Origin of the sequence: Ensifer adhaerens (assembly GCF_020035535.1) — a bacterium.
Lineage (GTDB): Bacteria > Pseudomonadota > Alphaproteobacteria > Rhizobiales > Rhizobiaceae > Ensifer.
On the sequence record NZ_CP083349.1, the window covers coordinates 225,600 to 238,378 of the forward strand.

Annotated in this window: 5 protein-coding genes; 3 read left to right on the forward strand and 2 right to left on the reverse strand. The window is 62.7% G+C overall.

The genetic code is table 11. The features are described 5' to 3' along the window. Positions 1-15: 15 nt before the first annotated feature. Both LAC81_RS01050 and LAC81_RS01055 read right to left on the reverse strand, forming a co-directional pair. The gene (locus LAC81_RS01050) at positions 16-1,431 is read right to left on the reverse strand and encodes an aminotransferase class I/II-fold pyridoxal phosphate-dependent enzyme (RefSeq protein WP_223726383.1); all 1,416 of its coding nucleotides are present in this window, start codon (positions 1,429-1,431) and stop codon (positions 16-18) included. Continuing rightward, on the reverse strand, positions 1,428-8,933 hold the full coding sequence (locus LAC81_RS01055) for a type I polyketide synthase (protein WP_223726384.1): 7,506 nt from the start codon (positions 8,931-8,933) through the stop codon (positions 1,428-1,430). Before LAC81_RS01055 ends, LAC81_RS01050 begins: the two co-directional genes overlap by 4 nt. Positions 8,934-9,341: 408 nt before the next feature. Here LAC81_RS01055 and LAC81_RS01060 point away from each other — a divergent pair, with 408 nt between their 5' ends. The 3 genes from LAC81_RS01060 (at position 9,342) to pncB (ending at position 12,644) form a co-directional block, all read left to right on the forward strand. Next, on the forward strand, positions 9,342-10,523 hold the full coding sequence (locus tag LAC81_RS01060; RefSeq protein ID WP_113536478.1) for a polysaccharide biosynthesis/export family protein: 1,182 nt from the start codon (positions 9,342-9,344) through the stop codon (positions 10,521-10,523). Positions 10,524-10,700: 177 nt separating this feature from the next. Then, positions 10,701-11,300 (forward strand): bifunctional nicotinamidase/pyrazinamidase, encoded by a 600-nt coding sequence (pncA, locus tag LAC81_RS01065; protein WP_223726385.1) that lies wholly within the window; start codon positions 10,701-10,703, stop codon positions 11,298-11,300. Positions 11,301-11,339: 39 nt separating this feature from the next. Further along, a complete protein-coding gene (gene pncB / locus LAC81_RS01070; RefSeq protein ID WP_113536476.1) occupies positions 11,340-12,644 on the forward strand; it encodes a nicotinate phosphoribosyltransferase in 1,305 nt (434 codons plus the stop codon). Positions 12,645-12,779: the final 135 nt, after the last annotated feature.

The following is a 12,779-nucleotide window of genomic DNA, read 5'->3' on the forward strand; positions in this document are numbered from 1 at the left end:
ACACGTGGATGGCTCTTAGCGCGCCGAGAGCGCCTTCATCATCTGATCGATGTCGATGCCGCCCAGTCCGAAGTTTCGCTCGGTGAGATCTGTCAGTCGTTCCGCGGTCAATGTCACCGTCCGGCGGATCTGTTCTTCCGTGTGATCGCTGGTGATGAAGAAGCGCAGGCGCGCAAGCCCCTCGGGTACCGCCGGGTGGATGATCGGCAGCGCATTGACCCCTTCGGCAAGCAGGTCATTCGAAAGCTGAACGGCGCGCAGGGAATCCCCAACCAGAACCGGGACAACGGAAAAGCCGCTGCTAAGGCCCGTGTCGAGGCCGGCTTCCTTGGCAAGCTTCAGGAACAGGGCACCGTTGCGGCGCAACGCCGCCGTCCGCGCCGGTTCGCGTTCCAGTACCTCGAGGCTCGCGGTTGCTGCGGCCGCCAGCACGGGCGCAAGGCCGACGCTGTAGACGAAGCCGCCTGCGGATGCCTTCAGCACCTCGACCAGTGCTTCGCTGCCGGCGATGTAGCCGCCGCAGCTCGACGTGGTTTTCGACAACGTGCCCATCCAGATGTCGATCTCGCGTGGATCGACGCCGAAATGTTCGGCAAGGCCGCGTCCGGTCTTGCCGAGAACGCCGAGCGAGTGTGCCTCGTCGACCATCAGCCAGAAGCCGTATTCGGCCCTAAGCTTCAAAAGCGCAGGCAGATCGGCGACATCGCCGTCCATCGAGTAGATACCCTCGACGATCACCATGATGCGGCGATAGTCGCCAGCAACCGTGCGTAGTACGTGTTCGAGGTCGGCGACGTCGTTATGCTTGAACAGGCGCCGGGTCGCGCCCGAAAGCTTGATGCCGGCAAGCGCGCTGTTGTGGATGAATTCGTCGTGGACCACGAGGTCCTTCGGGCCCATCAAACAGCTGATGGCGGCGACATTGGTCAGATAGCCGCTGACGAAGCAGACGGCGGCGTCCACGCCGTAGAAGCTTGCGATCTTCTCTTCGAGCGCCACGTGCACTGGCCGTTCGCCGGCAACGAGGCGGCTTGCCGACGCGGAGATACCGAAGGTGCCGATCGTATCCCTTGCCTTCGCCAGCACCTCCGCATGGCGGTTGAGGCCGAGATAGTCGTAGGAGGCGAAGTTGATCAGCTTGCGGCCGTCGATGACGGTCGTCGCCCCGGCCGCGGTCTGGTGCGCGCGATAGAACGGATTGGCGATGCCAAGCTGCTCGCTTGCGAACTTCTGAGTCATGACCTGCTTGTATTCGGGCAGATCTTCGAAACGGGCCTGCTGACGGCGTGCCGGCGGCGGCATCTCCCGCTCCGAGCGCGCCATGCGGTTGCGCTCGGAGGATTGATGCGTATTTCGCATCCGGTCCAGCAGGTTCTCCTTGAGGCTGCTGGTCATCTTGGATGCGCCTGGACCGTTTCCGTTCGTGCTCATTGGCTCTGTGCTTTTTCCTTCGCCGTTCCGACGTGCCGCTGTGCGAGATCGCTGACGATCTTGTCGTCGGCGGGCTCGGCATCGTCGCTCTGGTCGCGCTTGCTGACCTTCTCATAAAGCTTGCGGGCGACATCGCCAACCGTCGTGTTGTCCGCGACCCCGCTGAGCGGCATGTCGAAGCCGGTGTTCTGCTGGAAGCTCATACCGAGTTCGACGGCCATCAAGCTGTCGAGGCCGATTTCCTTCAGCACCTTGGCGCGCGTGACCGTATCCTTCGATACGCGCAGGATTGCGGCGATCTCGCCGGCCACGAGGTCGAAGAGAATGTCTTCGGCTTCCTGCGGCGACTTGCCTTCGATCATCGCGACCAGGTCCATCTTGGTGCCTTCGCCGCCTGCGGCGTGCTGGTCGGCGCTGCGCAGGATGACTTCGAAGAGGGCATTCTTGGCGACCGGCAGATTGCGCGCGGCCGACCAGTCGATCTCCGAGATCATGACGGTCGCCGCATCGACGGTGCCGGGGTCGAAGGCGAGGTGGCTTTCGACCATGTCGAGCGCCGTCTGCGCCTTCAGCGCCGTCTTGCCGATGCGCTTGGCGAGCAGGTCGTTCACATCGGTGTTCTGGGCCAGGTAGCCCGTGTCGGCAATTGCGCCGAAGCCGACGGCAAGACCCGCAAGACCGCGGGCGCGACGGGCGCGGGCGAGACCTTCGAGGTAGCCGTTGGCAGCGACGTAGTTCGCCTGCCCCGGGTTGCCGACGAGTGTCGTCGCCGAGGAGAACAGGATGAAGTTGTCGAGCGTGTCGTCCTTGGTCAGTTGATCGAGAACGGCAGCACCCTTGGCCTTGGTATCAATGACCGGGCGGTTGCGCTCACGATTGAGATTGCTGATCAGCGCGTCGTCGAGCACCATCGCCGCGTGGACGATCGAGCGAAGCGGGGCGATTGCGCGCAGCTCTTTCAGCATACGCTCGGTTGCTGCCGGATCGGTGACGTCGCAGGCACGGACCGTGACGGAGACGCCGACCTTCGTCCAGGCTTCGATCATCGCGGTCGTTTCGGCATCCGCCTGTCCCCGGCGCGAGCAGAGGGCGATTTTCGTCGCTCCCTTTTCGACGAGCCAGTTGGCGGCAGCCAGACCGAAACCGCCGATACCGCCGACCACGAGATGCATGCCGTTCGGATCGACCTTCATGCCGCCATGCGGGCGCTTGGCGACGCGGTGCATGCCGGCAACCGGCGGCAGCACGACGATCTTGCCGATGTGGCCGGCATTCTGCATCAGCCGGAAGGCGTTGCCGATCTCATCGAAGTCGAAGGCGCGATAGGGAAGCGGCGTGAGCTTGCCATCTTCAAACAGCGCGCCGATCTCGGTGAAGATCCGCTTGGTGAGTTTCGGCTGGTTGACCAGCAACTGGTCGGCATCGATGCCGAAGTAGCTGACATTGCGACGGAAGGGCCTAAGGCCAATCTTGCTGTCGGCATAGTAGTCGCGCTTGCCGAGTTCGAGGAAGCGCCCGAAGGGCTTCACCAGCGCCAGGCTCTGCTCCATCGCTTCGGCAAAGAGCGAGTTGAGGACGAGATCGACACCCTCTCCGTCCGTCACGGCGCGGACGTCGTTGACGAAGCCGAGCGAACGCGAATCGAAGACATGATCGGCGCCGAGCATCGAGAGGAAGCGACGCTTCTCGCGTGTGCCGGCCGTGGCAATAACCTTGGCGCCCTTGAGTTTCGCGACCTGCAGCGCGGCAAGGCCGACGCCACCGGCAGCACCGTGGATGAGGATCGTCTCGTCCGGCTGGATCCGGCCGAGTTCCACCATGGCGTAGTAGGCCGTGAGGAACGCGACAGGAACCGTTGCTGCGGCGACCGGGCTGACCGACTGCGGCAGCCGGGCGACGCCGGCGCGCGAGACGACGGCATGGGTCGAGAAGGCGGAGGACGCGATCGCCATGACGGCGTCACCGGCGGCGAGATCGTCGACTCCTGGGCCGACGGCAACGACGTGGCCGGAAAGTTCCATGCCGATCGTTGCGCCTGCGAAACCGTCTTCCAGTGCCTCTTCGGGCAGCAGGCCCATCGCCCACATCACGTCGCGGAAGTTCAGGCCGGTGGCTGCGACCTCGACGACGACTTCACCCGAACCTGCCGAGGGAATGTCGCTCTCTTCCCAGACGATGCTGCCCACCTGTGAGCTGACGCGCTGGCGGATCGTTGCGGCCTTGAAGGTGTCGATCGCCGCATGGGCGTTGTCGACTGGGCCGGGTACGGCGCGGATTTCGGAAAGCGCCGCGTCTTTTCCTTCCAGCAGCCACTCGCGGTTGACGGTGACGCTGCCGAGCAGCGGACGTGCTGCCGCGATCTGCTCGATCGTGGTCGGCGAACCATCGATATCGAGCGCGTGCACATCGAGGAATTCGTATTCGTTTTGAAGCACGCGGGCGAAGGCCCAGAGACCGGCATTGACGCCGTCACTTGCAACCGTTTCACCGGTCGCCCGGCTCGCGATCGGGGCTCCACCTGGCGCGACGAGCACGAGACGCGGGCGATTTTCGCCTGACGGCTCGGCTCCGCCGATGTGCTGTCGCAGAGCTTCGGCGAACGCACCGAGAGCAAGGATCTGCGCCTGCAGCGAGGCGGAATCGTCTTCCCGGGATGTGGCGGCCGGCGACGCAAGGAAGATCGCCCGCAGCGGCTGGTCGCCAAAGGTTTCGAAGCCGCTGAGAAGGGCTGCCTTGTCGGCGACGATATCACCGCTCAGATTCACGGGAATAGCCGGCGTCGAAGGCTTGCTGTCCTTGCCGCCTGCGGTCTGCAGCAGCAGATACGGGCCGGCGGCCGGTGCTTCGGCGCTTACCGAAGCCGCGGCGGCGCCGCGCGCTTCGAGCAGGATGACATTGCCGCTGGCGCATTCACGGTCGGCGATATCGACGTCGCGCAGATCGAGATCTCCGAGACATTTCTGCCAATGCGGGGCGGCCGCAAGATTGCCGATCGGGAACTCCGCTGTCTGACTGCGGGCGAACCATCCTTCGGAAAGCCCGAGGGCGAAATCGTTGAACAGCGACGGCGCGCTGACGGCGGCAATCAAGCCGCCGGTGTCGCGCAGCGCCGAGCGAAGTGCGGTGCGAACCGCAACGTCGTCCTCGATCAGGCTGTAGAGACCGTCGGACGCGCTGACCACGAGATCGAAGGACGTAAGCGTTGCCAGCTCACCCTTCTTGAGAATGCGCACGTGGGCATCGTTCTCGAAGGCGAGCTCCAGGCCACGCTGGGCGTTGTCACGCGCTTCGAAGACGGTCAGGCTGGCGGCGTGCTTTTCGGCAAGCGTTGCCAGGCGGCGGGTGAACGCGGCCGAAACGCTGCCGATTTCGACGACGCGCAGGCGCGTACCGGGTGTCGCAGCCAGAGATTTTTCGAGCGCGTCGAGAACGAACGCCATCCGTTCTCGACTTGCCTCCGAGTGGACGGCCTGATGGTCGAGCGTGGCATCGCTGATGAACGTGGTGCCGAGGGATCCTTCGTCGCCGGCCTGCAGAGCATCAAGGCGCGCAAGAGCTTCCGCATAGGCATTGTTGATCAAGACGGCTTCGACGGCGCGATCCGAGCGTTCGCCATAGAGTTCGCGCAGGATTTCCGGGACGCTCGGCAGATTGAAGTCCTGAGCAATCGTCCAGACACCGTCCCTGTGTTCGCAGAGACCGGCGTCCTCCAACACGTAGAGGCAGCTCGTCAGGAAACACTGAAACGCAAAATCGCCGGGCAGGTTGTTGCCTTGAAGGGTCGGTCGGCCCTTGGCGAGTTTGAGGGCAATCTCCTGACAGGCGCGATAGATGGCGGCGTTGAAAAGCAAGGTCGTATTGTCGACGCCGGCCTCGCTGGCGTCAGGCATGGCGATCTTGATCGGCGTCGGTGCCTTGCCCTGCAGACCCGGCAGCGCGGATTCCGATTGCACTGCCTCGTAGTGGAAGGACAGCGCATCGAGCGTTTTGTGCTTGCGCAAATAGGTGCGGCGGAAGCGGCAATCCTCGAAGTGGGCGATCGGCGCGCCCGACTTGTCGAAGAAGTGGAACTTCGCCTTGATCGAGTTGGGGCTGACGCGCTCGATCTCGATCATCGCGCGCGCGATTGGCTGGCTGCCGTTGACGACCCGCACCGAACCGAAGCGAACGGGGATATACGGGGCACCGCTCTTGTCGCCGGTGAAGCGATCGAACAGGGCGACGAGCCCGTGGAAGGTCGCATCGACCGAAATCGGGTTCAGCGCATAGGTGACGAGCGGGTGACCGGCTACATCGGGTGTCTTCAGCTCGACATCAACCAGCCGATCGCCATAGGCGACGGCCTTGGCCAGCAGCTGGAAGCGCGGGCCGTAGTCAAGACCGAACTGTTTTGCCGTCTCGTAAGCACGCGCGGGTGCGACCGTTGCGGTCTTCGCCAAGCCGGCAAGCGACGGATAGGCGCGCTCCTCGGCCGGCAATGGCTTGCGGCAGCGGGCAACCGCATGCACGGCCCAATCGTCTTCCGACAGCCGCTCGCGCGAACGGATCTCGATGTCGCCGGTCTCCGGCGAAAGCACCGTCGACAGCTCCATGATCTTCGTGTCGCTGAGCTCCAGCGGCCGGACGATTTCGAGATTGGTGATCTCGACCTCGTCGCTGCCATAGAATTGCTGTGCTGCAGCCACGGCGATTTCGATGAAGCCGCTGCCTGGCAGGATCGCCTTGCCGTCCACGACGTGTTCGGCAAGGTCCGGGAAGAGATGCGCATCGACATGGTTCTTCCAGCTGCCGCTGTTCGGGTCGCTGCGCCAGCCGGTCAAACGGTAAGGCTTCTCGGTCCGGCCGAAGAGGTCGGTCGCGTCGGTTGTTGCCGCAGGGCGCAGTTCGACGGGCTCGAACGGCAGGCTGGGCAACGCGATCGACGCGTTGCGCTTGCCGAAGACGCGGGCCGTGTCGACGACCGCGCCATGTGCGACGGCACGCGCCATCGCTGCCGAAATCGGGTCCTGGCCAGTTTCGCCGACGTCCCGCAGCAGGGTCGGCACGACCATGCCCGGGGCCGCAGCCTGCTTGATCGTCTCCTTCACATAGGACGACAGGATCGGACGCGGCGAAATCTCGATGAATAGGCGGCAGCCCATCTCGATTGCAGCTTCGGCGGCCGCCTGGAAGCGGACCGGCTCGCGCACGTTCTTCCACCAGTAGTCCGGATCAAGCTGCGTGCCCTCGAGAGCGGCACCCGTCACCGTCGACAGATAGGCGAGTTCGGTGCGGCGCGGCGCGATATCCGGAATATCCGAGAGGAAGGCGTCCTTCGCCCGATCGATGATCGGATGGTGGAAGGGATAGTTGATGTCGAGGATCTGGACCGGAATCTTCGCCTTGCGCGCGGCGTCGCGGAAGCTCGAAATCTGATCGGCCGGCCCGGAGATCGTCACGGAATTGTGGGCATTGATTGCGGCAACGCAGAGCTCGTCAAGGCCGCGTGCTTCGGCGAAGGCGCGAGCGGCCTCTTCCCCGAGCATCACGGCGGCCATCGTTCCGTGACCGGCAAGCAGATCCTGATGCAGCGAGCGCTTCGCCACGATCGAAACGGCGTCGACCAGCGACAGCGCACCGGCGGCATAGGCGGCGGCGATCTCGCCGACGGAGTGACCGAAGACCGCAACCGGCTTGACGCCCATGGCGACCAGCGAATCCGACAGTGCAGCCTGCACCGCAAAGAGCAGCGGCTGTGCGATCTTTGTATCGCCAAGCTTCTTGTCGAGGTCTGGATCGGTGAGAAGATCTGTCAATGCGATGTCGGAGTGGAACTTGAACAGCGCGCTGACGGACGTGAAACACTGACGGAAATGCAGGTTCTCGCGGAAGGCCTCGACACCCATGCCGGCCCATTGCGAGCCATTGCCGGAGAAGACGAAGGCGACCTTGGCATCGCGGGCGACGGCTTCGCCGATCTCGCCGATGCCGGAGCCCGGCTTTTCCAGATGGCTGGCAATCGCGCGGACGATATCTTCCGGCTGGTCGCTGCGAGCGGCGAAGCGATGGCGCATATGGGTGCGGTTCGCACCCGATGCGGCGATCATCGAACGGGCTTCGCCCTTGGAAGCATGCGCGAATGCCGCCTTGTAGTCGTTGAGAAGCGCCTCCAGGCTCGACGCCGTATGAGCACTCGCCAGGAAAACATGACCGGAAGACGACGGGTTCGACGCCTTTTCGTCGGCCGCGGGTTCCGGGTCGCTGATGACGACGTGCGCATTGGCGCCGCCGAAACCGAACGAGTTGATGCCGGCGAGCCGGGTGCGCTTTCCGCGCAGAAGCTCGATCGGGTTCGCCGTGACGCGCACGTTGAGACCGTCGAAGTCGATGTGCTCGTTTGGCGTGTCGAAGTGCAGCGAAGCTGGCAGGTAGTTGTTTTCGAGCGCCATTACGGCCTTCAGCATGCCGAAGAGGCCGGAGGCGGGTTCCGTATGACCGATGTTCGACTTGATCGAACCGATCGGCACTGGCGCCCGGCGCTTGGCGCCGATGACCGTTCCGATCGACCAGACTTCGGCCGGATCGCCGACCTTGGTGCCGGTGCCGTGGCCTTCGACAAAGGCCACCTGGTTGGCATCGATGCCGTTGCCTTCGTAGATCGCCCTCAAGAGATTGGCCTGCGCCTCGCGCGAAGGCAGCGAGATGCCGTTGGTGCGGCCGGCCGAGTTCACGCCGGTCGCGACGATCCGCGCGTAGCTGCGATCCTTCTCCCGGCGCGCCCGATCCGAGCGGCGTAGAACGAAGACCACGCCACCTTCGGCGCGCACATAGCCTGCGCCGTCGTTGTCATAGGCGCGGCACAGGCCCTCCGGCGACAGCATGCGCGCCTGGGCGAAGCCGACGAAGGGCAGGGGGTGAGCAAGGATGTTGACGCCGCCGACGATCGCGGTGTCGATTTCGCCCGAGTTCAATGCCCGCATCGCCTGGTCGAGCGCGACCAGCGAGGAGGAACAGGCAGTATCGACCGTCATGCTGGGGCCGCTGAGGCCGAAGATATGGGAGATACGGTTGGACACGATCGACAGCGTATTGCCGGTCATGAAGTAAGGGCCGGCCGCTGCCGGGTCTTCCACCGTCAGGTTGGCATGGTCGAGGCTCGATGCGCCGATATAGACGCCGACATTCTCTCCCTGCAGCGATGTCGCCGAGATATTGGCGTCCTCGAGCGCGCGCCAGGCGAGCTGGAGCAGCACGCGCTGCTGCGGATCCATATACATGGCTTCGCGCTGCGACATGCCGAACACGGCAGGGTCGAAATCATAGAGTTGGTCGAGCACGCCGGCGGCAAAGGAATAGGTCTTGCCCTGCGTGCCCATGACGGGGTGCCAAAAACGCGCGACGTCCCAGCGATCCGACGGAATGCTGGTGACGGTGCACTTGCCTTGACGGAGAAGTTTGAACAACGCCGAAGGCGATTCTGCTCCAGGGGCGAGGCATGCACGCCCAATAATCTCAACAGCCATGTATGATCGAACGCTCTAAACTGCCGCTAAAGTTGCATCTGCGATTGCGCGTCGGAGGCCGAAATGCAATCGCCAATCGTCATGCTGCCGGGCTATCCCCAGCTATATTCGTTCCGCCTCATTAGTCAGCTTTTAACTTAAAGTCCCTAGCTTTCAACCCCAAACACTGAAGATATACACGCTGTCAACGCCAGTCCAAGGCGGATAAGGCGATAAACCACGCTCAAGGTAGAGAAGGTATGACCAGAAAGACGCGGGTCCAAATATTTTGCCCGTCTTGGTCTTCGGATGACTTGTTGTGGGACGGCGATTGTGCTTTTCAGGGACCGGCGAAATTCCCGGTCGGGAGATGATGCGGCGCGGAACTGTGAGTAAAATCATGGCCGTGTCGAATTTGGAGTGTCGTAGTTGAAACGAGTCAGTGCCCTTCTGCTTTGTACCGCCCTCGTGGGATGCCAGGCCGTTCCGGGCGAGGGGCCGCTGGCCGGAGCGATCGTCAAGGATGCCGGTCAGTCCGGCGCGGAGATCGGGCGCCAGAATGCGACCGTCTTCGATATCGTCGAAGTGGATGGCCGCACCGCGCGCCTCGTTTCCGATTATGTCTCCTCGACGCTCAACCGTCGTTTCGGCATTGGCGGCGGCGTCGGCCGAGTCGTCATCGGTGTCGGCGACGCATTGAAGGTGTCGATTTTCGAGGCCGGCAGCGATGGTCTGTTCTCGACGCAGGATTCCAAGCAGACAAGCATCGATCTCGTCGTCCAGCCGGATGGCAAGGCTGCGATCCCCTATGTCGGTCCGGTCAACTTTGCCGGCCTGACACTGGAACAGGCGCGTCAGGAAATCCTGGAAGCGCTGAAGCAGAAGGCGGTCGAGCCGGATGTCATCGTCACCAGCATGAGCACCGCCTCGCGCAACGTCACCGTTTCGGGTGCCGTCGGTAAGTCGTCGGTCGTGCCGCTCAGCCTCGTCGACGAAACGATCAACGAAGTGATCGCCAAGGCGGGTGGTCCCGTCGCCCAGCCCTACGAGACCTATGTCACGTTGGTGCGCGGCAAGAAGACCGGCACGGTTCTTCTCAAGTCAATCATCGAGAACCCGTCCGAGAACATCCACGTAAAGCCTGGAGACCAGATTTTCGTTGCACGCGATCCGCGTCGTTTCACGATCCTGGGCGCCGTCAAGGCCAACCAGCGCGTCGAATTTGGTGCCAACGACCTGAACCTGCTCGAGGCCATGGGTCTTGCCGGCGGTGGCGCGGACTATACGCTCGACATGAAGGGCTACTTCATCTTCCGTTACGAAGAGCCTGATGTGGTCATGAGCCTGCTCGGCCAGCAGCGCTTCAATGAGATGCTGCGCAAGGGCATGAAGACCGACAGCATGGGCCGCTACCCGATCGTCTATCGCTTCGACATGAGCAAGCCCGATAGCCTGATCGTCGGCCAGACCTTCCCGGTCAAGAACCGCGACGTCATTTATGCCTCGCGCCATCCGTCGGTCGACTTCTCGAAGTTCCTCAACTTCATCGCCCAGCCGGTCGGCATCGCCAATTCCGGCTTCGCGATCGCGGACAACCTCAACGGCAATTGATCGCACCAGACCGCTTTTTTCGAGGGGCGTCGACCGCAAGGTCGGCGCCCTTTGTCTGTCTGGCCTTCTGATTTTCAAAGCCAGCGGAAGCGGCTTGTCGTCGCTCAAATTCTGTGATTGATCTTGGACTTAAATCGATTTTGGTGATCGATGACGTTTGGCAGGCAGGGATGAATTATGGCGGATAAGGCGTTGGTCGTCGTGGATGTGCAGAACGATTTCTGCCCTGGCGGGGCGCTTGCGGTCGCAGGCGGCGATGAGATCGTACCGATGATCAATGGCCTGATTGACCGCTTCGAGCATGTGGTGCTGACGCAGGACTGGCATCCCGCTGGCCATTCGAGCTTTGCTTCCAGCCATCCTGGCAAGAACCCGTTCGAAATGATCGCGATGCCCTATGGCGGCCAGACGCTCTGGCCGGACCATTGCGTCCAGGGAAGCGGCGGTGCTGATTTCCATCCGGCGCTCGAATGGACGCGGGCCGAGCTCCTGATCCGCAAGGGCTTCCGGCCCGAGATCGACAGCTATTCCGCCTTCTTCGAAAACGACCGCCGGACACCCACGGGCCTCACCGGCTATCTCAGGGACCGCGGCATCAAGAGGGTCACGCTGTGTGGGTTGGCAACGGATTTCTGCGTGGCCTTTTCTGCGCTCGATGCCGTCGCGCAGGGGTTCTCGACATCGGTCATTCTCGAAGCCTGTCGAGGCATCGACCTCAATGGTTCGCTTCAGGCTATGATTACCCGCATGCGTGATGCCGGTGTCGAGCTGAACTAGTTCGACTGCCCTCGCGCTGAGGAAGGAGAGATTTCACCGATGACGAAGACCGATATCGCCAGGCGCGTCTATAACCACGCCTGGAAGCTCGACCCGATCGTGCGAAGCCTGCTGGATACGGATTTCTACAAGCTCTTGATGCTGCAGATGATCTGGCAGCTTTACCCGGATGTCGACGCCACCTTCTCGCTGATCAACCGCACGAAGACGGTGCGACTTGCGGACGAGATCGACGAACAGGAACTCCGCGAACAGCTCGATCACGCGCGCGAGCTACGCTTCTCCAAGAAGGAGATGATCTGGCTCGCGGGTAATACGTTTTACGGCCGCAAGCAGATCTTCTCGCCGGAGTTCCTTGCCTGGCTCGCGAAATTCCGCCTGCCGGACTATGAGCTGAAACGCAGCGACGGCCAGTTCGAACTGACGTTCCGCGGCCGCTGGGCCGAGACCACCATGTGGGAAATCCCGGCGCTGGCGATCATCAACGAGCTGCGCTCGCGCTCGGCGATGAAGGGACTCGGTCCCTTTACCCTCGACGTGCTCTATGCCCGCGCCAAGGCCAAGATGTGGTCCAAGGTCGAGCGCCTGCGGCAATATCCGAACCTCAGGATCTCCGATTTCGGTACGCGGCGGCGGCACAGCTTCCTCTGGCAGCGCTGGTGCGTCGAGGCGCTGAAGGAAGGGATCGGCAGTTCGTTCTCCGGGACCAGCAACGTGTTGCTCGCCATGGACAACGATCTGGAAGCACTTGGTACCAACGCACACGAATTGCCGATGGTGGCTGCGGCCCTTGCCCGCAATGACAAGGAACTGGCTGCCGCCCCCTATAAGGTGCTGCAGGACTGGAACCAGCTCTATGGCGGCAATCTGTTGATCGTGCTGCCCGATGCCTTCGGAACCGCAGCATTCCTGCGCGACGCGCCGAAATGGGTGGCGGATTGGACGGGCTTCCGGCCGGACAGTGCGCCGCCGATCGAGGGCGGTGAAAAGATTCTTGCCTGGTGGAAAAAGATGGGACGGGACCCCCGGGAAAAGCTGCTGATCTTCTCCGACGGTCTCGACGTCGACACGATCATCGAGACCTACCGGCATTTCGAGGGGCGCGTGCGCATGAGCTTCGGCTGGGGCACCAACCTCACCAACGACTTCGCCGACTGCGCCCCGACGGAAATCAGCGGCCTCAACCCGATCTCGATCGTCTGCAAGGTCAGCGAGGCCGACGGCCGCCCGGCGGTGAAGCTCTCCGATAATCCGCGCAAGGCGACCGGCGATCCCGCCGAAGTCGAGCGCTATCTCAAGTTCTTCGGCTCCGAAGACTTCGTCGAGCAGGCCGTCAAGGTCTGACGCCGAGGTAGCGCCAAGAAGAGCGCGCAGCGGCTTCCGCCAATTCAAAAAAGAAACCGGCAAGTGCCGGTTTCAATAGGGGATCAAAGATGTTGCGACTGTCCATCATCGCGATGTCAAATCTGGCAGTGGAAT

Bases quoted from the DNA above. Each gene is read 5' to 3' on its own strand.
- LAC81_RS01050 (WP_223726383.1), bottom strand. From the start codon at position 1,431: ATGAGCACGAACGGAAACGGTCCAGGCGCATCCAAGATGACCAGCAGC.
- LAC81_RS01055 (WP_223726384.1), bottom strand. From the start codon at position 8,933: ATGGCTGTTGAGATTATTGGGCGTGCATGCCTCGCCCCTGGAGCAGAA.
- pncA (WP_223726385.1), top strand. From the start codon at position 10,701: ATGGCGGATAAGGCGTTGGTCGTCGTGGATGTGCAGAACGATTTCTGC.
- pncB (WP_113536476.1), top strand. From the start codon at position 11,340: ATGACGAAGACCGATATCGCCAGGCGCGTCTATAACCACGCCTGGAAG.